This window comes from Mesobacillus sp. AQ2 (genome assembly GCF_030122805.1).
Classification (GTDB): Bacteria; Bacillota; Bacilli; order Bacillales; family Cytobacillaceae; genus Mesobacillus; species Mesobacillus oceanisediminis_A.
Genome location: NZ_CP126080.1, coordinates 174,149 through 198,073 on the forward strand (window position 1 = coordinate 174,149; position 23,925 = coordinate 198,073).

A 23,925-nucleotide genomic window follows, 5' to 3' on the forward strand; every position below is an offset into this window, starting at 1 on the left:
AGAAAACCGAGTGATCGCCATTTTAGTTTTCTCTCTATTCAATTAGAGAAATGACCTTTTAGGTTAAGTTAGAAAGGGCGCACGGTGGATGCCTTGGCACTAGGAGCCGATGAAGGACGGGACTAACACCGATATGCTTCGGGGAGCTGTAAGTAAGCTTTGATCCGGAGATTTCCGAATGGGGAAACCCACTGTTCGTAATGGAACAGTATCTTTACCTGAATACATAGGGTATTGAAGGCAGACCCGGGGAACTGAAACATCTAAGTACCCGGAGGAAGAGAAAGCAAACGCGATTCCCTGAGTAGCGGCGAGCGAAACGGGACATAGCCCAAACCAAGAGGCTTGCCTCTTGGGGTTGTAGGACACTCTACATGGAGTTACAAAGGAACGGGGTAGATGAAGTGGTCTGGAAAGGCCCGTCAGAGAAGGTAAAAACCCTGTAGTTGAAACTTCGTTCCCTCCTGAGTGGATCCTGAGTACGGCGGGACACGAGAAATCCCGTCGGAAGCTGGGAGGACCATCTCCCAAGGCTAAATACTCCCTAGTGACCGATAGTGAACCAGTACCGTGAGGGAAAGGTGAAAAGCACCCCGGAAGGGGAGTGAAAGAGATCCTGAAACCGTGTGCCTACAAGTAGTCAGAGCCCGTTCATGGGTGATGGCGTGCCTTTTGTAGAATGAACCGGCGAGTTACGATTACATGCAAGGTTAAGTTGAGAAGACGGAGCCGCAGCGAAAGCGAGTCTGAATAGGGCGAATGAGTATGTGGTCGTAGACCCGAAACCAGGTGATCTACCCATGTCCAGGGTGAAGGTTGGGTAACACCAACTGGAGGCCCGAACCCACGCACGTTGAAAAGTGCGGGGATGAGGTGTGGGTAGCGGAGAAATTCCAATCGAACTTGGAGATAGCTGGTTCTCTCCGAAATAGCTTTAGGGCTAGCCTCACGTTGTAAGAGTCTTGGAGGTAGAGCACTGTTTGGACTAGGGGCCCTCATCGGGTTACCGAATTCAGACAAACTCCGAATGCCAAAGACTTATCCGTGGGAGTCAGACTGCGAGTGATAAGATCCGTAGTCAAAAGGGAAACAGCCCAGACCACCAGCTAAGGTCCCAAAGTATACGTTAAGTGGAAAAGGATGTGGAGTTGCTTAGACAACCAGGATGTTGGCTTAGAAGCAGCCACCATTTAAAGAGTGCGTAATAGCTCACTGGTCGAGTGACTCTGCGCCGAAAATGTACCGGGGCTAAACGTATCACCGAAGCTGTGGATTGACATCTTAGATGTCAGTGGTAGGAGAGCGTTCTAAGGGCGTTGAAGTCAGACCGTAAGGACTGGTGGAGCGCTTAGAAGTGAGAATGCCGGTATGAGTAGCGAAAGATGGGTGAGAATCCCATCCACCGAATGCCTAAGGTTTCCTGAGGAAGGCTCGTCCTCTCAGGGTTAGTCGGGACCTAAGCCGAGGCCGAAAGGCGTAGGCGATGGACAACAGGTTGATATTCCTGTACCACCTCTTTATCGTTTGAGCGACGGGGGGACGCAGGAGGATAGGGTAAGCGCGCTGTTGGATATGCGCGTCTAAGCAGTTAGGCTGCAAGTGAGGCAAATCCCGCTTGCGTGAAGGCTGAGCTGTGACAGCGAGGGAAATATAGTACCGAAGTTCCTGATTCCACACTGCCAAGAAAAGCCTCTAGCGAGATAAATGGTGCCCGTACCGCAAACCGACACAGGTAGGCGAGGAGAGAATCCTAAGGTGAGCGAGAGAACTCTCGTTAAGGAACTCGGCAAAATGACCCCGTAACTTCGGGAGAAGGGGTGCTCATTTGGGTGAATAGCCCGGATGAGCCGCAGTGAATAGGCCCAGGCGACTGTTTAGCAAAAACACAGGTCTCTGCGAAGCCGCAAGGCGAAGTATAGGGGCTGACGCCTGCCCGGTGCTGGAAGGTTAAGAGGAGGGGTTAGCTCACGCGAAGCTCTGAATCGAAGCCCCAGTAAACGGCGGCCGTAACTATAACGGTCCTAAGGTAGCGAAATTCCTTGTCGGGTAAGTTCCGACCCGCACGAAAGGCGTAACGATCTGGGCACTGTCTCAACGAGAGACTCGGTGAAATTATAGTACCTGTGAAGATGCAGGTTACCCGCGACAGGACGGAAAGACCCCGTGGAGCTTTACTGTAGCCTGATATTGAATTTTGGTACAGCTTGTACAGGATAGGTAGGAGCCTGAGAAACCGGAGCGCCAGCTTCGGTGGAGGCGTCGGTGGGATACTACCCTGGCTGTATTGAAATTCTAACCCGCGCCCCTGATCGGGGCGGGAGACAGTGTCAGGTGGGCAGTTTGACTGGGGCGGTCGCCTCCTAAAGAGTAACGGAGGCGCCCAAAGGTTCCCTCAGAATGGTTGGAAATCATTCGCAGAGTGTAAAGGCACAAGGGAGCTTGACTGCGAGACCTACAAGTCGAGCAGGGACGAAAGTCGGGCTTAGTGATCCGGTGGTTCCGCATGGAAGGGCCATCGCTCAACGGATAAAAGCTACCCCGGGGATAACAGGCTTATCTCCCCCAAGAGTCCACATCGACGGGGAGGTTTGGCACCTCGATGTCGGCTCATCGCATCCTGGGGCTGTAGTCGGTCCCAAGGGTTGGGCTGTTCGCCCATTAAAGCGGTACGCGAGCTGGGTTCAGAACGTCGTGAGACAGTTCGGTCCCTATCCGTCGTGGGCGCAGGAAATTTGAGAGGAGCTGTCCTTAGTACGAGAGGACCGGGATGGACGCACCGCTGGTGTACCAGTTGTCTTGCCAAAGGCATCGCTGGGTAGCTATGTGCGGACGGGATAAGTGCTGAAAGCATCTAAGCATGAAGCCCCCCTCAAGATGAGATTTCCCATAGCGCAAGCTAGTAAGAACCCTGAAAGATGATCAGGTTGATAGGTCAGAGGTGGAAGCGCGGTGACGTGTGGAGCTGACTGATACTAATCGTTCGAGGACTTAACCAAATTGATCATTCGTTTCTCTTGAATTCTTCTTACACATTATCTAGTTTTGAGGGAATAAAGATTTCATAAAAATTCTCTTGAAAAATGCATAAAAGACAGTATAATAAATATTGTTCTTTAAAAATGTCTGGTGGCGATGGCGAGAAGGTCACACCCGTTCCCATACCGAACACGGAAGTTAAGCTTCTCAGCGCCGATGGTAGTTGGGGGTTTCCCCCTGTGAGAGTAGGACGCCGCCGGGCAAAAATGCATTTTCATCTTGGACAAATTCCTAAGATGAGGCATTCGAATCATCTGCAAGAGTTATGTTAAATTACCACTATTCCGCAGTAGCTCAGTGGTAGAGCACTCGGCTGTTAACCGAGCGGTCGTAGGTTCGAATCCTACCTGCGGAGCCATTATCTCTAAATGACGAAAGTCATTTGAGCTGGCAGCAATACATGCTTCCATAGCTCAGCAGGTAGAGCACTTCCATGGTAAGGAAGAGGTCAGCGGTTCGAGCCCGCTTGGAAGCTCTCAAAATACTATAATATGGCCCCTTGGTCAAGCGGTTAAGACACCGCCCTTTCACGGCGGTAACACGGGTTCGAATCCCGTAGGGGTCACCATCTACTTTAAAAAGCATCATAAAATGGAGGATTAGCTCAGCTGGGAGAGCATCTGCCTTACAAGCAGAGGGTCGGCGGTTCGATCCCGTCATCCTCCACCATTCACTTTCACACTGTGAAATATTCCTAATGCCGGTGTAGCTCAATTGGTAGAGCAACTGACTTGTAATCAGTAGGTTGGGGGTTCAAGTCCTCTTGCCGGCACCATTTTTTTTTGGCTTGTGGAGGGGTAGCGAAGTGGCTAAACGCGGCGGACTGTAAATCCGCTCCCTCAGGGTTCGGCGGTTCGAATCCGTCCCCCTCCACCATTTTAATACATATTAAAATTGGACAAGCTACTAATGTCCTTTTTATTTTTTCATTGGGCTATAGCCAAGCGGTAAGGCAACGGACTTTGACTCCGTCATGCGTTGGTTCGAATCCAGCTAGCCCAGCCATTTTTATTTTCTTTTTTGCACTCAGGATGCTTAAGAGACAATGAATAGGGTAGATTATATCCTATGAGCCATTAGCTCAGTCGGTAGAGCAAGTTGCTCACTCCCTGGAGTTGCTTCTGCGGCAACTTGCGAGAAAGGCCGTAAGGACTTTCGAGCATCGCAGATGCGATAACATGCTTAACCGAGTGATAACAACTTGTTGATCTACAATATTGAGAGCCATTAGCTCAGTCGGTAGAGCATCTGACTTTTAATCAGAGGGTCGAAGGTTCGAGTCCTTCATGGCTCACTCATGTCAAGGCCCCTAAGAATAATTTTCCTTTATTTTTAGGGGTCTTACCTATATAATAAAATCATGCGGAAGTAGTTCAGTGGTAGAATACAATCTTGCCAAGGTTGGGGTCGCGGGTTCGAATCCCGTCTTCCGCTCCAAATGGGGCCTTAGCTCAGCTGGGAGAGCGCCTGCCTTGCACGCAGGAGGTCAGCGGTTCGATCCCGCTAGGCTCCACCATCATACTACATAAATACCATTTCAGTCATAAATCCAGTCGGGTTTATGGCTTTTTTTATTTCACGCTACTTATATTGTGAATTGTTATCTTACACTACTTGTAATAGCTGTAAGGAATACGTCGTGATTAGACAATTTTGAATAAAGAGAGGATGAGTCAGTCAAAAGTAACCATGGGGTTTTGGACAGATTTAACGGATATTTCAGAAGCTGTCGGAAGTGGTCTCCAGTTCGGACAGGTTCACAGGAAAAGAATCCAAAGCTGTCAAGAAATCGCGGATATTTTGACAGGTTCGCGGTAGAAGGCGCCAAAGCTGTCAAGAAACCACGTGGATTTTGACAGGTTTGCGGTGGAAGGAGCCAAAGCTGTCAAGAATCCGCCGTTATTTTGACAGGTTTGGGGTAGAAGGAACCAAAGCTGTCAAGAACCCTCCGTTATTTTGACAGGTTTGGGGTAGAAGGAACCAAAGCTGTCAAGAATCCGCGGTTATTTTGACAGGTTTGCGGTGGAAGGAGCCAAAGCTGTCAAGAATCCGCGGTTATTTTGACAGGTTTGCGGTGGAAGGAGCCAAAGCTGTCAAGAATCCGCCGTTATTTTGACAGGTTTGGGGTAGAAGGAACCAAAGCTGTCAAGAAACCACGTGGATTTTGACAGGTTTGCGGTGGAAGGAGCCAAAGCTGTCAAGAACCCTCCGTTATTTTGACAGGTTTGCAGGAGAAGGAGCCAAATCTGTCAAGAAACCACTTGGATTTTGACAGGTTTGCAAAAGAATCACCCAAAACTGTCAAAAAACCCTCCTGTCTCACAGCCTCAACAAAATCATTTCGTAAATTCATTCTATTCCAAACCGTATATATATTCATGAAATTGTCCGGTTGAGTCATCCTAATGAAAGCGTTTAAAATAGAGGGAGAGATGAGAGAAAGCAAGGGGGAGTCAAGAATGAAGAAACTTTCGATTATCGGGATGCCGATGGATTTGGGTCAGATGAGAAGGGGAGTTGACATGGGCCCGAGTGCGATCCGTTATGCAGGTATCAATGAGAGATTAAGTGTGCTTTTTGATGAGATAGAAGATTTGGGCGATATTGCAGTTGGCAGGCCTGAGGTGAAGATTGACCCTAATAGCAATCTTCGAAACCTTGAGTTGGTGGCGGAGAAGAATCGCCTGCTTGCAGATGAAGTAGATAACATTATAGAATCGAAGTCTTTTCCGCTTGTTTTGGGCGGGGACCATAGCATTGCGATTGGGACGTTGGCTGGTGTGTCCAAGCATTATAAGAATCTTGGTGTGATTTGGTATGACGCCCATGGAGACTTGAATACGGCGGAGACTTCGCCGTCTGGAAATATTCATGGTATGCCGCTGGCTGCGAGTCTTGGTTTGGGTCATGAGATGCTGACGCAGATTGGCGGGTATGCTCCTAAGGTGAAGCCGGAGAATATTGTCATTATTGGTGCGCGTGCACTGGATGATGGGGAGAAAGACTTGATAAAGGAAATGGGTATCAAGGTGTTCACCATGCACGAAATTGACCGCCTAGGGATGGCTGCTGTCATTGAGGAGACGGTCAATTATCTTAAAGATAAGACCGATGGTGTCCATCTTTCACTTGATCTGGATGGACTCGACCCAACGGATGCTCCTGGTGTTGGTACTCCGGTTACAGGAGGCATCAGCTATCGTGAAAGCCACCTGGCAATGGAAATGCTGGCTGAAGCGAAAATCATTACTTCTGCGGAATTCGTTGAAGTGAATCCAATCCTGGATGAAAAGAACAAGACGGCAGTCGCGGCGGTTGCGCTGATGGGTTCTTTATTTGGCGAGAAACTTTTGTAATCAAAGCTTCGAAAAAAGAATAGAATGAGATGGTTAAACAAAAAAATATGAGCAGCGGCCCTGTTACGGCTGCTGCTCTTTATCATTAATATAGAACTGGCTTTTTTGAGGATAAGTGATAATATTTATTTAGTAAATGGTCGAGCTTCATGCTCATGTCTACTACCCGTTGGTTTGACAGCGAGGTTCTTGCAGCTAGTTCAACCATTTCTTTACGGCAATTTTCTATATCCTTCAACAGCGTTTCTGCACACATTGATCTTTGTTCCTCGCTTTCATTAAATATAGTCCCTTTATACCCCGGACCAAAACTTTTTAAACCAAACTGGTAAAAATTTGTTAATATTAATGTATCGAGTTTTTTAGCTTTTTTTGCCGAAAAGAGTCTGTTTAAACGGAATAGACATAATTACATATATAAATAAAGTTTTTATAAAAAAAACGAAACCTTTTACGGAATCGATTCGTATATCGATTAGCCGCAGGAAGCGCGGAGGTAAAATAATGGAAACGATCGTAAAGCACAGAATAAAACAGGTAATCAAGGGAGACCAGAATGCCTATGGAGAGATTGTTGAGGTATACAAGGACAAGGTATTCCAGCTTTGCTACCGTATGCTCGGGAATCGGCATGAGGCAGAGGATATTGCACAGGAGGCTTTCATCCGCGCATATATCAATATTAACAGCTTCAATCAAAACCTGAAGTTTTCAACATGGTTATACAGGATTGCTACCAATCTTTGCATTGACCGGATTCGTAAAAAGAAACCAGATTATTTTCTTGATGCAGAGGTGCCGGGAACGGAAGGCTTGACCATGTACTCACAGGTTCCATCTGAAACTCCTTTGCCAGAGGATGAGGTAGAAAGTATCGAATTGCAAGACACAATTCAAAAAGAAATTTCAAAACTACCCGATAAATACAGATCGGTCATCGTATTAAAGTATATTGAGGAGCTTAGCCTGAATGAAATCAGTGAAATCCTGGATTTGCCGCTTGGAACGGTGAAGACGAGGATCCATCGAGGCAGAGAGGCGTTAAGGCAGCAGTTGCGACACGTATAAGGTGAGGTGAAAGAATTTGAAATGTCCCGAACAGGTTTTTGAATATATGCACGAGTATTTAGATGATGAAATAACTGAAGAACACGAAAAGATTTTAAGAGAGCATTTGCAGAGCTGTTCTGATTGCCAGGGTTACTTCAGGGAATTGAACAAGGCAATCGCTCTTGTCCAGAGTACTTCCCATATCCAGGCGCCGGATGACTTTACATCAAAGGTCATGGCCGGCTTGCCAAAGGAGAAGAAAAAGACTGAAGTCCAACGCTGGTTCAGGAGTCATCCGCTTTTGACAGCTGCATCGCTTTTCCTTGCATTGATGACTGCAAGCATTCTTTCGACCTGGAACGAGGACCATCAGTTTTCTGTTTCGAAACAGCCTAATCTGATCGTTGAAAATGATACCGTCATTGTACCTGAAGGGGAAGTAGTCAAGGGGGATGTCGTGGTCAGGAATGGCAAGGTGAAGGTCGAAGGCGAAGTACAAGGGAACTTGACCGTCATCAACGGGGAAAGGTACATGGCTTCAGCCGGTAATGTTACAGGGGAAGTAACCGAAGTCAATGAAATATTCGAATGGATTTGGTATCATATTAAAAATACCGTGAAAAACACGGCAGATCTATTTGAAAATGACGAGAAGGAACGGTCATTCCAATAGGAATGGCTTTTTTTTTAAGGATGTATCTTTTTACTCCATTGGTCTACGAAGCTTTAGATGACATCATTATTCGTTTAAGCTGACCTTATGGTATAATGATAAAGTTATCTTAGAATACAGGCAGAAGTGCATTGGTCATCATCCGCTTTTTACAACGCTGTTTTCGCATTTAATGTTGCTTCTCGAACACATATAATTAACATGTTTCGTGACTCTTTTGAAGGATGCTCATGAAACGGATAGCGGAAATAATAATAAAAGCCCAGAAGCCGGCTTTGTGTGTGAAAGCAACATCATGTACGAAAAGAGCCTATTACAAATGGGTTCATTTGGAGGCTAGAGGAATAACTTCGCAAAAGAGCCTTACTAAACTACTGGAGGAAGTGCAATGTCGTTTGCGGATTTCGATTTTTTGGAATATCTAGCTAATATTGTTGACATTCTCCTGGTTTGGTTCGTCATCTATAAGTTGATCGCGATTATTCGAGGGACGAAGGCTGTCCAGCTTTTGAAAGGGATCTTTGTCATCCTGATCGTAAAGTTTGTCAGTGATTACTTCGGGTTAAATACGCTCAGCTGGATGATGGAACAAGTATTGACCTGGGGATTCCTGGCCATTATCATCATTTTCCAGCCCGAATTGCGGCGGGCACTCGAGCAGCTTGGCAGAGGAAGGCTTTTCGCCAGATCTGGACTGCAGGAAGAGGAAGACGAAGAAAAGATGGTGGAGGCCATTATCAAGTCGACCGATTATATGGCGAAGCGCCGGATCGGGGCATTGATTTCAATTGAAAGAGAAACAGGAATGAGTGATTACATAGAAACAGGCATCCAGCTGCAATCGAGAATATCCTCTGAACTGTTGATTAACCTTTTTATTCCGAATACACCGCTTCATGATGGAGCCGTTGTCATACAGAAAAATATCGTTGCGGCAGCAGCTTGTTATTTGCCTTTGTCAGAGAGTCCATTCATTTCGAAGGAGCTGGGCACAAGGCACAGGGCCGCGCTCGGAATCAGTGAAGTAACCGACAGTATCACGATCGTCGTTTCCGAGGAAACAGGTAGTGTTTCGGTCACACGGAATGGCGAACTATACAGGGACTTGAGCGGGGAAACGTTAAGGGAACTGCTCACTGCCGAGTTGATTTCACCATCAAGAATCAAGCAGGCAGCTTCTACCCGCTGGAATTGGAGGGGGAAGAAAAATGGATAGATGGATGGATAATCCTTGGTTCATAAAAGTAGTTGCCCTTGTTCTTGCCGTGCTGCTATTTGGATCTGTTCCTAAAAACGACCCGAATAAGCCCGGGGATGTGAACGTCCCATCTGATGAAAAGGTGGCAACGGTTGAAGACGTACCGGTAAAAAGGGTTTATGATACCGATACATTAGTCGTATCAGGTGTTCCCGAGACGGTTACTGTTACGCTCCAGGGACCGAAAAACCTGGTTCAGCAGGCAAAAACACTAAGGAATTTTGAAGTGTTCGTCGATTTGACGGATGCTGAAATGGGAAACCAGCGTGTTCCCATCACAATCAAAGATGTATCCGAAAGGCTGACGGTCACCATCGATCCTGGTTATGCCAATGTGTCCATCCAGGAGAAGGTGACGAAGGAATTCAGCGTCGAAGCTGAATTCAGCGGAAATATAGTCGAAGAGGGCTATATTGCCGAGAAGCCAACTGTAAAACCGAATAAAGTTCAAATTACCGGTGCCAAGGATATTGTCGACAGAATCACCTATGTAAAAGCAACAGTGAATTCTTCCGGAAAAATATCGGATACAATCACGCGGGAAGCAAGTGTCCTTGCCCTGGATAGAGACATGAATAAATTGGATGTCAATGTGGAGCCTGGTGTGGTTGAAGTGACTATCCCGGTAAAGAGCTCCAGCAAAAAGGTACCGATTGATATTGTCCGAAAAGGCAATCCTCCAAGTGGCGTGACCATTGATTCAATCACTTTGGACACGAAGGAAGCTGAAATCCTCGCTGACCCGGATGTACTTGAGAAGGTTGATAGGGTCAGAGTGGAAGTGGATGTCAGCAAAATCGAAGAGGATACGGAACTTACTCTGCCGGTCATTATTGGGGAAGGTATCGTCGCGGTTTCACCAGAATTGGTAAAAGTGAACGTTAACGTCACGAAGGCTTCCGAGAAGACCATATCCAATGTCCCAATTGAAATTAATGGGATGGATGAGGGCTATGAAATAGATTTTCTTGATCCTACAGACGGACAAACAAAGTTGACGGTTTCAGGACCAAGCGATCTCGTCTCTGCACTATCTGCTGATGATTTTAATGTTTTGATTGATGTATCGAAGTTGGCGGAAGGGACTCACGAAGTCGCTATGAAGGTGACGGCACCTCAAAATATAACGTGGAAACTGGCAAAAGAAAAAGCCAGTATATCAATTGCGAAAAAAGAAGCATAATTGACTGCAATTTTTCATACAAGGAGAGATTTAAAGGATGGGTAAATATTTCGGTACAGATGGAGTACGTGGAGTTGCGAACAGCGAATTGACGCCAGAACTGGCTTTCAAGCTTGGCCGTTTCGGAGGGTATGTCCTGACAAAGGAGCACGATCGGCCAAAAGTGCTGATCGGCCGTGATACACGTATCTCTGGCCATATGCTCGAGGGGGCTCTTGTTGCCGGCCTGCTTTCAATCGGAGCGGAAGTTATGAGGCTCGGTGTGATTTCGACTCCTGGAGTAGCTTATTTAACTAAGGCACTTGGCGCACAGGCAGGAGTCATGATCTCTGCATCGCACAATCCGGTAGCAGATAACGGGATCAAGTTTTTTGGACCCGATGGATACAAGCTTTCTGATGATCAGGAAAACGAGATTGAGCAATTGATGGACATGGAGGCTGATGAGCTCCCTCGTCCGGTAGGTGCTGATCTTGGACAGGTGAATGATTACTTCGAGGGTGGCCAGAAGTATCTTCAATATCTAAAACAATCTGTTGATGAAGATTTCACAGGTCTTCATATCGCGCTGGACTGCGCACATGGAGCTACATCTTCATTGGCAACCCACTTGTTTGCCGACCTTGATGCGGATACTTCAACGATGGGAGCATCCCCTAATGGCCTGAATATCAATGACGGCGTAGGATCGACGCACCCTGAAGCTCTTGCAGAATTCGTGAAGGAAAAAGGAGCAGATCTTGGTCTTGCTTTTGACGGAGATGGCGACCGCCTCATTGCGATTGATGAAAAAGGGAACATCGTTGATGGCGACCAGATCATGTATATCTGCGGTAAATTCATGAAGGAACGCGGACAGTTAAAACAGGGGACGGTTGTATCCACTGTGATGAGCAACCTTGGTTTTTACAAAGGCCTGGAGGAAAATGGTGTGCAAAGCGTCCAGACAGCTGTTGGTGACCGTTATGTAGTAGAAGAAATGAAGAAAAACGGCTATAATCTTGGCGGCGAGCAATCCGGCCATATCATCTTCCTTGACTACAACACAACTGGAGATGGACTTTTGACAGGTCTTCAGATTGCCAACATCATGAAAGCAACAAACAAGCCGCTTTCCGAACTGGCTGGGGAAATGAAGAAGTACCCACAGGTTCTTGTTAACATCCGTGTGACGGATAAGCATCACGTTACGGATAACGAGAAGGTAAAAGAAGTAATTGAACAGGTAGAAGCGGAAATGAACGGCAATGGCCGGATCCTGGTCCGTCCTTCCGGAACAGAACCATTGGTGCGCGTGATGGCTGAAGCAGCGACTGCAGAACTTTGCCAGGAATACGTGAACCGAATCGCAGCGGTTGTGGAAGAAGAAATGGGTTTAAAAGAATAAGGAAAACAGGCGATATGCATAAGGGTTTCGGCACATAAAAGAGCCCTTATGCATATTTATTTATAGAGAAAGTTTATTTTTTCACTTAGAGAAGTGTCCAGCTCCAGCGCCTAGCCCTTCGAGTCGCTTCGGTCCGCCCAATGAAGTCAAAAAGCGACTTCACTGATCGGCCCTCCAGCGCTTGTCAGGGCGAACAAGGCGCTTACGCTTTTCTTGTGAAGGGAGTTTTAGCCGTCCTTTAAAGGGTATTTGTAGGGGAAGGCTGTTTTCCTTTGTTTTCTATTGACGGATGTATCAGTATCATGTATGATTATCCTGTTTTTGTTAATGGCTGATTTTTGCCTTGAAAACAATTTATCGAAAGGTGGGAAGAGGTAAAACAATGGAAAACTAAAGCGCCAGGACTAATCCTTGACCGGAAAAGTGGATTAGTTGACGAGGTGGAGGTTTATCGAAGTTTCGGCGGATGCCTCCCGGCTGAAAGCACAGCCGCGAATTCCATCTTTAAAACATTAGGGCAACTTAATGGACAAAGAGATGGGGATGCTAAAACTAACGAGGATTGGCTTTGTGAAGTCGACCTCAGGACTAATTATATGAGATAAGGGGGCAAGCTGCCCCTATATAAGAGGCTTCTTGCCCCCTGTCGTACAGGAGGAAAAGAAGTTATGTGTGGAATTGTTGGATATATTGGAAATAACGACTCGAAAGAGATTTTATTGCGAGGCCTGGAAAAGCTTGAATATAGAGGATATGATTCTGCGGGAATCGCGGTCATGAATGAAAATGGAGTTCACGTTTTTAAAGAAAAAGGACGCATTGCGGATCTTCGCGACGCAGTGGACAACGAAGTAATGGCTAACGCTGGAATCGGTCATACTCGCTGGGCTACTCACGGTCCTCCAAGCAAGGTGAACGCTCACCCTCATCAGAGCTCAACAGGCAGACTGACTCTTGTTCACAATGGCGTCATCGAAAACTATGATCTATTGAAGCGCGAGTATTTGCAGAATGTCGAATTGAAAAGTGAAACAGACACTGAAGTTATCGTACAATTGATCGATTTGTTCGTAAACGAAGGTCTGAACTTAGAAGAAGCGTTCCGTAAAACGCTGACACTTTTACATGGTTCATATGCACTTGCCCTTATAGACGAGCAAAACAAAAATACGATTTTCGTGGCGAAAAACAAGAGCCCGCTTCTTGTCGGCCTTGGCGAAGGCTTCAATGTAGTCGCTAGTGATGCGATGGCGATGATTCAGGTAACAAACCAGTACGTTGAACTGATGGACAAGGAAATGGTGATTGTCACTAAGGATGAAGTGACAATCAAGAACCTTGAAGGCGAAGTAGTTTCACGCACTCCTTACACTGCAGAACTTGATGCAAGCGACATTGAAAAGGGAACATACCCGCACTATATGCTCAAGGAAATCGATGAGCAGCCGCTTGTGATGCGCAAAATCATCCAGAACTACCAGGATGGAGAAGGCGCACTTGAAATCGATTCTGACATCGTTGCTGCGATGAACCAGTCAGACCGTATCTACATCATCGCTGCAGGTACTTCCTATCATGCAGGCCTTGTCGGCAAGCAGTTCATCGAAAAATTGGCGAAGATCCCTGTTGAAGTCCATATCTCAAGCGAGTTTGGCTACAACATGCCGCTTCTATCTGAAAAGCCATTATTCATCTTCATTTCTCAGAGCGGAGAAACTGCGGACAGCCGCCAGGTTCTTGTTCAGGTGAAGGAAATGGGCTTCAAGGCGCTTACAATTACGAATGCACCTGGTTCAACACTATCCCGTGAAGCAGATTACACGCTTCTTCTTCACGCTGGCCCGGAAATCGCAGTTGCGTCCACTAAGGCTTATACAGCACAGCTTGCTGTTCTTGCGATTTTAGCGGAAGTAACAGCCCGCGGTCTTGGCCATGAAGTTGACTTCGATCTTGTTCAGGAATTAGGAATTGTTGCGAATGCAATGGAAGCTCTTTGCGACGACAAAGAAGAATTCGAAAGCATCGCGCGCGAATACCTGACTGTGACAAGAAACGCATTCTTCATCGGACGCGGAATCGACTTTTACGTAGGCCTTGAAGGCGCATTGAAACTGAAGGAAATTTCGTACATCCAGGCGGAAGGCTTCGCAGGCGGAGAACTGAAGCATGGAACAATCGCGCTGATCGAAGAAGGCACACCAGTCATCGCCCTTGCAACACAAGAATTCGTCAACCTGAGCATCCGCGGAAATGTCAAAGAAGTGGCAGCACGCGGAGCAAACCCGTGCATCATTTCCATGAGTGGACTGGAAACAGACGAAGACCGTTTCGTCATCCCAGAAGTGCACAGCCTATTAACACCTCTTATCTCAGTAATCCCGCTGCAGTTGATCTCATACTACGCAGCGCTGCACCGTGACTGTGACGTCGATAAGCCGCGTAACCTGGCTAAATCAGTTACGGTTGAATAAACAATAACTTTGCTTTTGTTCTGAAAACCTGGTGAGAGAAATCTTCTCGCCAGGTTTTTTTCCTTTCAAGTCTATTTCTTGGCAAAGGAAAAACCCTGCCGTTGATCACCAGGGTTTTAAATCCAAACGGATTTGTGCCGTTTTTTATGCCAGCCATAAACCAAGCTGAAGTCCGATAAAAGCCAGCAGGATGCCGCCTCCATAGCTAAAGAAGTTGTACAGGAAGAATTCCCTTTTCCTTCTCTCGATATGGAGTTGTATTCCTTCAAGCTTGAAGGTTGAAAAAGTGGTGAAGGCTCCCATGAAACCCGTTCCGAGCAGCATAAATAGATTGCCATTCAATCCTAAACCGACCATGATGCCAAGCAGCAGGGAGCCCAATAAATTGATGAGCAGTGTGGCAACGGGAATCTTGGGCCGGATTCTTTTATTAATCGCTTGACTGATCCAAAACCGTGAGATGGCTCCGAAGAAGCCTCCGATTCCAACCATCAGAATATGATTGACCGTCATTCAGTTCCTACTCCCTTCTTTACCTGGAATCCTAAACGGCTCATCCATAATCCGCCAAATATACTCGCCACAATATATAAAAATGCAAGCACAAGCTTTCCTTGAAGAAGCAGATTGACAGTTTCCACGCTCAAAGTTGAAAACGTTGTAAAGGAACCGACAAAGCCTGTTCCCAACGCTGTTTTAATATGTGAAGGCAAGGAAATACGGATAAATAGACCTGTTGTCAGCCAGGCCAGCAAAAAGCTTCCCAACAGATTCACCGTAAGAGTAGCAAACGGAAAAACGGTACTTTCGTGAAAAAAGAAAACACCAACGAAGTAACGCAGGGAGGCTCCGAGAAAACCTGCCGCCCCAACAAGCAAATATACCATCCATATCCCTCCATGTTTATTAGATTACCCAAAACAAAAAGACTCCTGCCAGTGATCAAACAACTGGCAGGAGTCATTAGCCATTCAGGCGGTTAAAGGTGAACTCCATCACCTGTGAAAACGGATTCTGCACTAACACTATAAACCATTTGAAAAAAGATTAAAAGTGTCATTATCAAATTTTTTCAATTAACAAAGTCCAAGATGGTTTTCATACCTGGCGAGCAACTCCATGTAATTAACGGTAGGCTGTATATTCGGCTTGATTTTCTGCACTGTATTCAATGCCTGTTCGCGGTTCATTCGGAAGCGCTGCATATAATAGGCCGTAATGACAAATCCAAGCCGCTGATATCCATACGTATCATGAATAAGGATGGAATACCCCTGTTTAACTAATAGATTTATATGGGCCATCAGGTTTTCCACCCATGTAATACTCGGAGTCACCTTAATGGTGATTGGCATCCAAATCATGACACGATGAGAAAAATCAAACGGCGGCCGGTCAGGCTTCGTTCGCAGATTTACAATCGCGTTTATATGCTGATCAATAAAGCGCCAATCCTCAGGAGAAATCCTGCCGCCAACATAAATTCTTCCTGGAATCATTTCCGTAATGCTCAATATGATTCTCCTTCCTTTACCTATTTTATTCATATTAGGAAAGGGAGTCTTTGGTGCTTGAGAAAGATTCCGCCGGTAATTAACTTGATTTTAAGTAAACAAGGTTTACGAAAGATCTGTACCCCAAAACTGCCAATCCACAGGCGGGCATCATCAATCATTCTTCCACCACTGGTAAAACAATAGAGGAAGGATATTTAGAGTTATTTAAAATCGTCGCGACTCCGCCGAGCTGATCCAACAATTGAGGCAGCGGCGACATCGAGTGCGGGAAGTCGCTTGGACCGACGGCGACACGGAGTTTGTGGCCTTCTTTGATGACAAAGTTGCTAGGGAAGATTTCAACGTCCAGTTCCATCACTTCATATGGTTTGACTTCCTGCACTGCGGTCCTCGTAAAAGGGTGCCATGGCTGAATGTTTTCTCCATCAAGGTATCGGCTTTTGCTGTCGTCGACTGCCCTGTGCGAGGCGGCGAGCCAGCCTGCAGTAATCTCGTTCGAAGTTCCGTCCGGCGCTACATCCGTTAAACGCACAGACAGTACAAGGTCTCTCGCGGTTGTACTCGCAAAAATTTTCGCGGCAATCGGACCGGACACGCGAAGATCAGCATTTGCCGGGGGAGTCGTATAGGTGAGCTCCGTAATTTCCGTCAGGCGATTATCCTTCGTACAAGGAAGGGCATCCGGAATCCCGGCCATCCACTGGTTCGTGCTTCCCGAGCAAATGCCATTCAACGGCTGCTGAAGCATTGTTCGGGAAGGCTCAGCATAGGAAGGTTTCTCTTTCGTCAACAGATTGCCGCTGCGCAGGTAAAATTTTTGGGCGGCGACATTCTTATGCGGCCATCCAGGCTGAACCTCGAAGCCCCCTTCGCCTAACACAAACTGTGTGACATCAGGAATTTTATTGATTTGAGTGTTGATGCCCATCAAATACTGGTCAAACCATCGTAAGGCCAGCTGGTCAAGGGCAGGTACATTGTCCGCAGGCAAGCCGCTGCCATAATTGCCGTGCGTCCAGTTGCCCATCAGAAGTTTGGTCTGTACGCCATTTGCTTTTAATTTTTCATAAAGGAGCGGCGTGCCGCGCTGGAACAGATCATGAAGTCCGCCTGTAAAAAATGCAGGAACATTAATTTGATCTGCTACCGCCAATGGCGAGCGCAGCTGTGCGGCGGGCCCATCGTATGCAAATTCCCCGCCCGTAATCGCCGAGCTGAGGGTGCTGACTGGAAAGCCGAGCGTTTGTCCGGTATGGCTCAACAGTAGGGTCGTTCCCATGATTGGGTCCGATAAAGTGTAGGAAGGGGGGAGCAGGCCGCTGCCTGTTACAAGCCCGAGCCAGAGTGGGATGAAGCCAGTGTTGATTAATCCTCCGGACATAAGGATATCACGGTACATATCACCCATCGGGACAATCGGAAAAATGGCTTCCAGGCCATCGGGATGCTGAGCTGCGGTCAACAACTGGTTGATTGCCCGGTAGGAGGAGCCGTACAGTCCAACCTTGCCATTGCTCCATGGCTGGGATGCTGCCCATTCGACGAGTTCTTTGCCATCACGCTGTTCGGCTTCGCCAAATGAATCCCAGGCCCCCTGGGAGGCACCGGTTCCGCGGACATCAACAACCACATGTGCATACCCGCGTTTAATAAAATACTCATTAAGGTTTTCAGTACTGCTGACATTCTTATTATAAGGGGTTTGCGTAAGAATGACGGGGAACGGTCCCGGTCCATCAGGAAGGTGGACGTCAGCCGCTAAAATAACGCCATCCCTCATCGTAATGAAAACATCTTTTTCTGTGGTAAAACTTGAAAACTGTTCCGGGCGTTCGTAGATGGTGTCTTCCCATTCAGAGCCTGTAACGGCAGCCTGGGAAGAGACGGGTCCTGTGAAAAGGCCGAACAACATAATGACAGCAATGGCAAAATGAATGAGTTTCATCAGCTGGCCTCCTGTAAAGGTTTACTTTTATCATACGAAACCACAGGCACCGCTCCTATCCCTATAAATGTCGTGTTCTGTTCGATGACAAAATAAAACAGTGTGATCCCCGAGGGGCCACACTGTTGAAAAGTTTATTCGTCTTCCTCACTCTGTCTGTTTGACTGCTCAGGAAGCGTATCCCAGAAGCTCGTATCAGCTGTCTCGATCGAGCCATCAGCAATGGCTTTTACCGTTGCATCAAGTGTGGTGATCGTCTGCTTGATCAGATAGCCATTGCTCTTTTGCCCTAATGCATAAGGCTCGTAATAATGATCGGACATTCCGCGCATTTCGAACAGGAGTGTTGAAATATCATAGCGGACAGCCGCGCCATTACGGCCGATGTTCGCTCCGTTGCCGCCGACATACTTCCCGATATGTCCCCAGCCTTTTTCCTCAAGGGTATTGTATACGATTGAGCCGAGCTTTTTCGAGCCTTCTAGTACCTCTGGCTTCACGGCTTCGTTCGTAGGATACAAAATGGAACCTGAAACAAGCTCGCCTTCTGTTTCGCTGAGGGTACCCTGGTGATGGAGGTCGATCATGTAATCGATATCATATTTAGCAAAAACATTTTCATGAAGCGCACGGGCTTCAGGCTGCATTTCGCTGGTTACCTTATCATGCTCACGGTTAAGGTCAATCTTGTTCGCATTATAGCGAGTCAGGTGGCGGTCGCCATCAGCAAGATAGTCTTCAAGTGAGAAGTCGACATCGCCCATTGCGCCATCTGCATTGAGCATTGGGATGACAAGAACATTCACATTCTCAAGTACACCGCCCGTTTTAGCAGTACCTAGATGTTTGATGAATTCCATCGCTCCCTCGGTTGTCAGCTGCTCATTCCCATGCTGCTGGGTCAGGAACAAGATGGTTGGGTTTTCAGGATTGGAGATATACTTAGCCATGTAAATATCACGGCCTTTCACCGTCTGGCCAATCACCTCCAGTTCCATTGCCTCCTGCTTGGCATCCTGGGTCTTCAGGTAATCAACTAAACTCTCATATGTATGCAAAATCGATGTCTGGATGGATCCATTGCCGGTATTCGGCCCATTACCGACAGCACCTGCCGGCAGAGCTATTGCAGTCACGGCGCCTAATGCCATCATGCTTGATAAGGATACGGAAAGAACCTTCTTCTTCAAAGTCATTGTCATTCCTCCTATTAATAGATTCAACTCTATTTTACGGAATATTATAAAAACGGTTAATAGAGTAAGATGCCTATTTAATAGACAAATTTCGAGTTGCTAAATAAGTAGTTTAGATAGAGTTTATTTTTGCCTAATAAGGGTTTAATAGGAAAAAAGTAATTAGTGATCGATCAGGATGTGATTGGAGAGGAAATCGTGATGAAAAAAGCGTGCTAAAAGGCGCACGCTTAGGAGTTGACATGGAGCGTATAATCAAAAAAAAAAGAAGCAAGGAAACCAGCTTCTAGCTTTTCTCCAGCTCCTCCTCAAAATAAAAAGTGCTGGGATGTTCTTTGACAGTGTATGAATATCTTTTCATGTTTTTCACATATTGAGACTTCATGATTGTCACTGTTTCGCCGGTTTCTTTGATACTGACAGATTGACCAGATTTATAAAGGTTGCTTGCGCTTTTCAATTAGCCACGCCCTTTCATGTTACCTTTATTATATCACATTTTCATGATCCCCATTTGTTAATCCATAACCGTTTTTTTGGCACTCCTAATTTTCCCAACTCCCTTAACGCTTGCACTATGCCTTTAATTCTGTTATTCTAAGGGAGAATTATTTTTGTTCGGTATGCAAGGAAAGAACATGCACTGCTTGATTCGCCTGGATATCACTGAGACAAGAATAGTAACAAATTGTGTGGATATCACACTGGGAGGCAACAAAAATGGAAAACGGTAAAGTAAAATGGTTCAATGCAGAAAAAGGTTTCGGATTCATCGAGCGTGAAGGTGGAGAAGACGTATTCGTACACTTCTCAGCTATCCAAGGCGAAGGCTTCAAGACTCTTGAAGAAGGCCAAGAAGTATCTTTCGACGTTGAGCAAGGTGCTCGTGGACCACAAGCAGCTAACGTTACAAAACTATAATAACGGATTAGCCCATACAAACAAGTCCTGATTTGATCAGGGCTTGTTTTTTTATATTTGATTCTGGTGAACTAGACTGTTGATCTGACAGTGTTGAAAACTAAACGGAAAAGTTATGAATTGTCCTGTCTATACAAAAATCACCAATGGACGATAACAGAGCTAATAAACATAGCAAAAAACCCCACTCGAAACGAGTGGGGTTTTTACTTTGGTAAAGCAATGGTTGTTTTCATTATAGCATAAGATTTAGAGGCACTGTGAAAAAAGTTTATTTTAAAATTTTGGAAGAAACCTGATAATTTCAGAATTTTCCGTTGAAGAATCGTTAAGTCAGGTGGATAATAGATATAGGTCATTATTCTTAATCATAAGAATTCCGGGGGATAAAATGATAGATTTCATTAAAGATTTGATCTTGCATTTTTTCATCATACTCTCACTCGGCTTCATGTATAACTTTTTGTGGATGCAGAAGCGCTCGGTATATAAGAAACAAATCTTTAAAATGGCAATCTTGGCGACGCTGTTGGTCACAATGGCATTGCCTGTCAGGTTCCATGGCGGCATGGAGTTCGATTTTAAGCTGATTCCTGTCTTTATTGCCTTCTTTTATTTAAGCAGGACGGATGGGCTTTTAATTGCAATGGTGCTGCTGCTGTTACAAAGCCTGGTTGAGATAGAAAGACTGCCGATTGTAGCCGTCAATTACGGGGTTATCATCATTCTGTTTTTTGCGATTGAGAAGCCTTATAAAACATCGACGGTCAATCGGAGAATCGCGTTTGGGCTCTTTGTCTATGGTTTAGTTACCGCTACAAGGCTTGCTGCATTGATTAAATCTGGCCATGCAGGCGACTACATGTATTTGGTTGTCTTTTCGCTCGTTTCATTCATTGCCTTATCGCTATTCATATATATCATTGAAATGACCAATTTACAGCTCAAGCTTATGCATGAACTTCACAAGGCGGAGAAATTCTCGGCCATCAGTCAGCTTGCTGCATCGGTTGCCCATGAAATCCGTAACCCGATGACGACAATCAGAGGCTTCATGCAAGTCCTGCAGGGAGAAAGGAACCTGAGTGACGACCAGAATCTCTTCATTACCATTTCTCTTCAGGAGCTTGACCGAACCCAGACAATCATCAATAATTTCCTGGCGCTGGCCAAACCAAATACAGGATCGATGGATCAAATCGACCTGAGTGCCATTTTGAAAGAAACGACTGCGTTCATGAGATCCTATTCCCATCTCGGCAATACAGAATTGGTAGAAGCAATCGATAAGAATCTCTGCATCAAGGGAGATGCGCATGAACTCAGGCAGGTATTCATCAATATCCTGAAAAACGGGATTGAAGCAATGCCTTCGGGCGGAAGTATTTTCATCATCGCCAAGGTTGACAAGGATAATGTAAGGATCGAGTTCCGTGATGAGGGCATCGGCATGACAAAGGAGCAACTCGCCCGGATCGGTCACCCTTATTACTCAACAAAGGAAAAAGGCACCGGCCTCGGGATGATGATCTCCTATGATATCGTCCAAAGAATGAGAGGCAAAATTAATGTCGAGAGTGAAGAAGGCAAGGGCACGACCTTCACAATCCTTCTGCCTTGCGGGTAATAAAATTTCTTGTAAAGAAGGCAGGAAAGCTGTCTTCTTTTTATGATTCCAGATGAATTTTAGTGCCCCGAAATACAATCTTAAGCTATAATAATTTTTAAAAGATTTCTATAATTGTTCCACGGGAAGGGGTAATGGACATCATGACAAATTTTAATACGTATTTTCTGATGAATGCAGATGAGGTCATTCCTTATGTAAAAGCAAAGACCGACTTTTTTGATAGAGAAGCGAATTTAAGCTGTGATGAAATAGGCGATGGAAATTTGAACTATGTGTTCCGTGTTCGCGATGAACAGACCGGGAAATCACTGATTGTCAAACAGGCTGGGGATACGGCGAGGATTTCCGACGAGTTCAAGCTGTCAACCAACCGCATCCGGATCGAGTCGAATGTGCTGAAGCTTGAGGGTGAGCTGGCTCCGGGATTGGTGCCTGATGTGTACCTGTATGATGATGTAATGAATTGCTGTGTGATGGAGGATCTTTCTGATCATACAATCCTGCGTACGGCTCTCAATGAGGGAAGAATGTTTCCCAGGCTTGCGGATGACCTGACGACATTCATGGTGAATACACTATTGCTGACTTCCGATGTAGTCATGGAGCATAAAGCAAAGAAGGCACTTGTTCAGGATTATATCAATCCGGAATTATGCGAAATTTCTGAGGACCTCGTATACTCAGAACCTTTTACAGACCATAACAGCCGTAATGATTTGTTTCCTGCCAATAAGGAGTGGATTGAGGAGAACATCTATGGTGACGATCAATTGCGCTTCGAAGCAGCCAAGCTGAAGTTTGCGTTCATGACCAATGCCCAGGCACTTGTTCATGGCGACCTTCATTCTGGTTCTGTTTTTGTAAAAGAAGATTCTACAAAAGTAATCGATCCGGAGTTCGCGTTCTACGGGCCAATGGGATATGACGCAGGAAACGTGATTGCCAACCTGATGTTTGCGTGGACAAGGGCATATGTGACGAATGCTGACGAGAAGTATAGCGAATGGCTGGAGCAGACGATCAAGGATACAGTCGATCTATTTACCGAGAAATTCCTAACCAGCTGGAAGGAAAACGTGACGGAAATCATGGCCAAGGAGCAGGGTTTCGACCGCTGGTACCTGGACGCTGTTCTCCAGGATACAGCGGCAGTTACGGGAATGGAGATGATCCGCCGTATTGCGGGATTGGCAAAAGTGAAGGATTTAACTTCCATTGCCGATGAACATCAGCGCGTAACAGCCGAGAGAATCTGCCTGACAGCGGCGAAGCAGTTCATCCTGAATTCAGCTGCCTCCAAAACAGGTGAACAGTTTTTACAAGTATTAAAGGATTCAGCATCAAGCTATAATATGCGATAATAAGACCGTTCCAATCTTTAGGGAAGGCTCTTTTCTAAAACTTTGTAGCTATTTGCTGTAAAAATGCATTGAATGACCTAGGTAACTTCGCTAAATGGACGATTTAGACGAGAAAAGAGCTTGCAACTAGATACCGACCAGCAAAATGCCTAATCATACGTTAAAATCGGCTTTAGGATTTTAACAACAATCATTACGAAAACAGCCTTAGGGAAAGAGAGGCGCAGAATATGTTGCTTCTGGAAGAACGGATGAAAGTCGTAGAGTACGGCAAGAAAATCATCACAAGTGGGCTCACAAAGGGAACTGGCGGTAATATCAGCATTTTCAACCGGGAAAAGCAGCTGGTTGCCATCAGTCCAAGCGGGATTGATTACTTCGAAACGAAGCCTGAAGACGTCGTGGTCATTAATCTGGATGGCGAGGTTGTTGATGGGAGCAAGAAGCCATCGAGCGAGCTGGATATGCATCTGGTTTTTTACCAGCGCCGCGAAGATATAGGCGCGCTTGTCCACACCCACTCGCCATATGCCAAAACAATCTCGGCCCTGGGCTGGGATATTCCGCCGGTATCCTATTTGGTGGCGTTTGCCGGCCCGAATGTAAGATGTGCTCCTTACGCAACATTCGGGACGAAAGAGCTGGCGGAAAAGGCCTTTGAGGGCATGGTGGACAGAAGGGCGGTCCTGCTTGCGAATCATGGATTGATTGCCGGAGCGCATAATATCGAAACAGCATTCACTGTCGCGGAAGAAATCGAATTCAGTGCCCAGATTTTTTACCAGGCCAAAGCGATAGGTGAGCCAACATTGCTTTCAGATGAAGAAATGGCTCGATTGTCAGAGAAATTCAAAACATATGGCCAAAGATAACCCTCTTCTTAGAGGGTTATTCTTTTGGATTTAAATTGCTGCTTTGTAAATTATCAGCCACAAACAAGC

General features: G+C 46.0%; 17 protein-coding genes, 10 tRNA genes, 2 rRNA genes and 1 riboswitch. Of the genes, 23 read left to right on the forward strand and 6 right to left on the reverse strand.

Annotated elements, in window-relative coordinates:
- Positions 1–61 precede the first annotated feature (61 nt).
- From QNH36_RS00950 to rocF, 13 genes are all read left to right on the forward strand, one after another.
- Positions 62–2,996, forward strand: a 23S ribosomal RNA gene (locus QNH36_RS00950).
- 126 nt (positions 2,997–3,122) lie between these two features.
- Positions 3,123–3,238, forward strand: a 5S ribosomal RNA gene (gene rrf, locus QNH36_RS00955).
- Positions 3,239–3,319: 81 nt separating this feature from the next.
- Positions 3,320–3,394: transfer RNA gene (locus tag QNH36_RS00960), tRNA-Asn, on the forward strand.
- A gap of 44 nt (positions 3,395–3,438) precedes the next feature.
- Positions 3,439–3,511, forward strand: a tRNA-Thr gene (locus QNH36_RS00965).
- 18 nt (positions 3,512–3,529) lie between these two features.
- Positions 3,530–3,604, forward strand: a tRNA-Glu gene (locus QNH36_RS00970).
- A gap of 25 nt (positions 3,605–3,629) precedes the next feature.
- Positions 3,630–3,705 (forward strand) — tRNA-Val (locus QNH36_RS00975).
- Positions 3,706–3,735: 30 nt separating this feature from the next.
- Positions 3,736–3,811, forward strand: a tRNA-Thr gene (locus QNH36_RS00980).
- Between the two features lie 16 nt (positions 3,812–3,827).
- Positions 3,828–3,912, forward strand: a tRNA-Tyr gene (locus QNH36_RS00985).
- Between the two features lie 54 nt (positions 3,913–3,966).
- Positions 3,967–4,041: transfer RNA gene (locus tag QNH36_RS00990), tRNA-Gln, on the forward strand.
- Positions 4,042–4,257: 216 nt separating this feature from the next.
- Positions 4,258–4,330 (forward strand) — tRNA-Lys (locus QNH36_RS00995).
- A 68-nt stretch (positions 4,331–4,398) separates the two neighbouring features.
- A tRNA-Gly gene (locus QNH36_RS01000) sits at positions 4,399–4,473 on the forward strand.
- Between the two features lie 3 nt (positions 4,474–4,476).
- Positions 4,477–4,552: transfer RNA gene (locus tag QNH36_RS01005), tRNA-Ala, on the forward strand.
- A gap of 943 nt (positions 4,553–5,495) precedes the next feature.
- Positions 5,496–6,392, forward strand: coding sequence for an arginase (gene rocF / locus QNH36_RS01010; protein WP_283904473.1), 897 nt, complete (start codon positions 5,496–5,498; stop codon positions 6,390–6,392).
- 85 nt (positions 6,393–6,477) lie between these two features.
- Here rocF and QNH36_RS01015 read toward each other — a convergent pair whose 3' ends face one another.
- Positions 6,478–6,648 (reverse strand): aspartyl-phosphate phosphatase Spo0E family protein, encoded by a 171-nt coding sequence (locus QNH36_RS01015; protein ID WP_144481377.1) that lies wholly within the window; start codon positions 6,646–6,648, stop codon positions 6,478–6,480.
- Positions 6,649–6,896: 248 nt separating this feature from the next.
- On the opposite strand from QNH36_RS01015, the gene sigW reads away from it, so the two are divergent.
- The 6 genes from sigW to glmS all read left to right on the forward strand — a co-directional run bounded on the left by sigW (position 6,897) and on the right by glmS (position 14,414).
- Entirely contained in the window at positions 6,897–7,460 is a 564-nt protein-coding gene (sigW, locus tag QNH36_RS01020; RefSeq protein ID WP_144481378.1) for an RNA polymerase sigma factor SigW, read from the forward strand.
- A gap of 16 nt (positions 7,461–7,476) precedes the next feature.
- Positions 7,477–8,115 carry an anti-sigma factor family protein gene (locus QNH36_RS01025; protein WP_144481379.1) on the forward strand — a complete coding sequence of 213 codons (639 nt, stop codon included), beginning with the start codon at positions 7,477–7,479 and terminating at the stop codon, positions 8,113–8,115.
- Between the two features lie 388 nt (positions 8,116–8,503).
- Entirely contained in the window at positions 8,504–9,331 is an 828-nt protein-coding gene (cdaA, locus tag QNH36_RS01030) for a diadenylate cyclase CdaA (RefSeq protein ID WP_144481380.1), read from the forward strand.
- Entirely contained in the window at positions 9,324–10,556 is a 1,233-nt protein-coding gene (locus tag QNH36_RS01035) for a CdaR family protein (RefSeq protein ID WP_144481381.1), read from the forward strand. Before cdaA ends, QNH36_RS01035 begins: the two co-directional genes overlap by 8 nt.
- 37 nt (positions 10,557–10,593) lie before the next feature.
- Positions 10,594–11,943, forward strand: coding sequence for a phosphoglucosamine mutase (gene glmM, locus QNH36_RS01040; RefSeq protein WP_144481382.1), 1,350 nt, complete (start codon positions 10,594–10,596; stop codon positions 11,941–11,943).
- Between the two features lie 668 nt (positions 11,944–12,611).
- Positions 12,612–14,414 carry a glutamine--fructose-6-phosphate transaminase (isomerizing) gene (glmS, locus tag QNH36_RS01045; protein ID WP_283904474.1) on the forward strand — a complete coding sequence of 601 codons (1,803 nt, stop codon included), beginning with the start codon at positions 12,612–12,614 and terminating at the stop codon, positions 14,412–14,414.
- 144 nt (positions 14,415–14,558) lie between these two features.
- On the opposite strand, the gene crcB is transcribed toward glmS, so the two are convergent.
- From crcB to QNH36_RS01070, 5 genes are all read right to left on the reverse strand, one after another.
- On the reverse strand, positions 14,559–14,927 hold the full coding sequence (gene crcB, locus QNH36_RS01050; RefSeq protein ID WP_144481229.1) for a fluoride efflux transporter CrcB: 369 nt from the start codon (positions 14,925–14,927) through the stop codon (positions 14,559–14,561).
- Positions 14,924–15,301 (reverse strand): fluoride efflux transporter FluC, encoded by a 378-nt coding sequence (locus tag QNH36_RS01055; RefSeq protein WP_283904475.1) that lies wholly within the window; start codon positions 15,299–15,301, stop codon positions 14,924–14,926. Before QNH36_RS01055 ends, crcB begins: the two co-directional genes overlap by 4 nt.
- A gap of 60 nt (positions 15,302–15,361) precedes the next feature.
- Positions 15,362–15,423, reverse strand: a riboswitch (Fluoride riboswitch).
- Positions 15,424–15,490: 67 nt separating this feature from the next.
- Complete coding sequence (locus tag QNH36_RS01060; protein ID WP_283904476.1) at positions 15,491–15,928, reverse strand: protein-tyrosine phosphatase family protein; 438 nt, start codon at positions 15,926–15,928, stop codon at positions 15,491–15,493.
- A gap of 157 nt (positions 15,929–16,085) precedes the next feature.
- A complete protein-coding gene (locus QNH36_RS01065; RefSeq protein ID WP_144481226.1) occupies positions 16,086–17,876 on the reverse strand; it encodes a CocE/NonD family hydrolase in 1,791 nt (596 codons plus the stop codon).
- Between the two features lie 134 nt (positions 17,877–18,010).
- Positions 18,011–19,072, reverse strand: a complete 1,062-nt coding sequence (locus tag QNH36_RS01070) for a M14 family zinc carboxypeptidase (RefSeq protein WP_144481225.1) — start codon at positions 19,070–19,072, stop codon at positions 18,011–18,013.
- A gap of 720 nt (positions 19,073–19,792) precedes the next feature.
- Here QNH36_RS01070 and QNH36_RS01075 point away from each other — a divergent pair.
- The 4 genes from QNH36_RS01075 (at position 19,793) to QNH36_RS01090 (ending at position 23,856) form a co-directional block, all read left to right on the forward strand.
- Entirely contained in the window at positions 19,793–19,993 is a 201-nt protein-coding gene (locus QNH36_RS01075; protein ID WP_023626356.1) for a cold-shock protein, read from the forward strand.
- A 391-nt stretch (positions 19,994–20,384) separates the two neighbouring features.
- Positions 20,385–21,620, forward strand: a complete 1,236-nt coding sequence (locus tag QNH36_RS01080) for an ATP-binding protein (protein WP_251544818.1) — start codon at positions 20,385–20,387, stop codon at positions 21,618–21,620.
- A 143-nt stretch (positions 21,621–21,763) separates the two neighbouring features.
- Positions 21,764–22,984, forward strand: coding sequence for an S-methyl-5-thioribose kinase (gene mtnK / locus QNH36_RS01085; RefSeq protein WP_144481223.1), 1,221 nt, complete (start codon positions 21,764–21,766; stop codon positions 22,982–22,984).
- 230 nt (positions 22,985–23,214) lie between these two features.
- Positions 23,215–23,856 (forward strand): L-fuculose-phosphate aldolase, encoded by a 642-nt coding sequence (locus QNH36_RS01090; protein ID WP_144481222.1) that lies wholly within the window; start codon positions 23,215–23,217, stop codon positions 23,854–23,856.
- Positions 23,857–23,925 lie beyond the last annotated feature (69 nt).

Bases quoted from the DNA above. Each gene is read 5' to 3' on its own strand.
- glmM (WP_144481382.1), top strand. From the start codon at position 10,594: ATGGGTAAATATTTCGGTACAGATGGAGTACGTGGAGTTGCGAACAGC.
- sigW (WP_144481378.1), top strand. From the start codon at position 6,897: ATGGAAACGATCGTAAAGCACAGAATAAAACAGGTAATCAAGGGAGAC.
- QNH36_RS01075 (WP_023626356.1), top strand. From the start codon at position 19,793: ATGGAAAACGGTAAAGTAAAATGGTTCAATGCAGAAAAAGGTTTCGGA.
- QNH36_RS01080 (WP_251544818.1), top strand. From the start codon at position 20,385: ATGATAGATTTCATTAAAGATTTGATCTTGCATTTTTTCATCATACTC.
- rocF (WP_283904473.1), top strand. From the start codon at position 5,496: ATGAAGAAACTTTCGATTATCGGGATGCCGATGGATTTGGGTCAGATG.
- cdaA (WP_144481380.1), top strand. From the start codon at position 8,504: ATGTCGTTTGCGGATTTCGATTTTTTGGAATATCTAGCTAATATTGTT.
- QNH36_RS01035 (WP_144481381.1), top strand. From the start codon at position 9,324: ATGGATAGATGGATGGATAATCCTTGGTTCATAAAAGTAGTTGCCCTT.
- QNH36_RS01055 (WP_283904475.1), bottom strand. From the start codon at position 15,301: ATGGTATATTTGCTTGTTGGGGCGGCAGGTTTTCTCGGAGCCTCCCTG.
- mtnK (WP_144481223.1), top strand. From the start codon at position 21,764: ATGACAAATTTTAATACGTATTTTCTGATGAATGCAGATGAGGTCATT.
- QNH36_RS01090 (WP_144481222.1), top strand. From the start codon at position 23,215: ATGTTGCTTCTGGAAGAACGGATGAAAGTCGTAGAGTACGGCAAGAAA.
- QNH36_RS01015 (WP_144481377.1), bottom strand. From the start codon at position 6,648: ATGTGTGCAGAAACGCTGTTGAAGGATATAGAAAATTGCCGTAAAGAA.
- QNH36_RS01070 (WP_144481225.1), bottom strand. From the start codon at position 19,072: ATGACTTTGAAGAAGAAGGTTCTTTCCGTATCCTTATCAAGCATGATG.
- glmS (WP_283904474.1), top strand. From the start codon at position 12,612: ATGTGTGGAATTGTTGGATATATTGGAAATAACGACTCGAAAGAGATT.
- QNH36_RS01065 (WP_144481226.1), bottom strand. From the start codon at position 17,876: ATGAAACTCATTCATTTTGCCATTGCTGTCATTATGTTGTTCGGCCTT.
- crcB (WP_144481229.1), bottom strand. From the start codon at position 14,927: ATGACGGTCAATCATATTCTGATGGTTGGAATCGGAGGCTTCTTCGGA.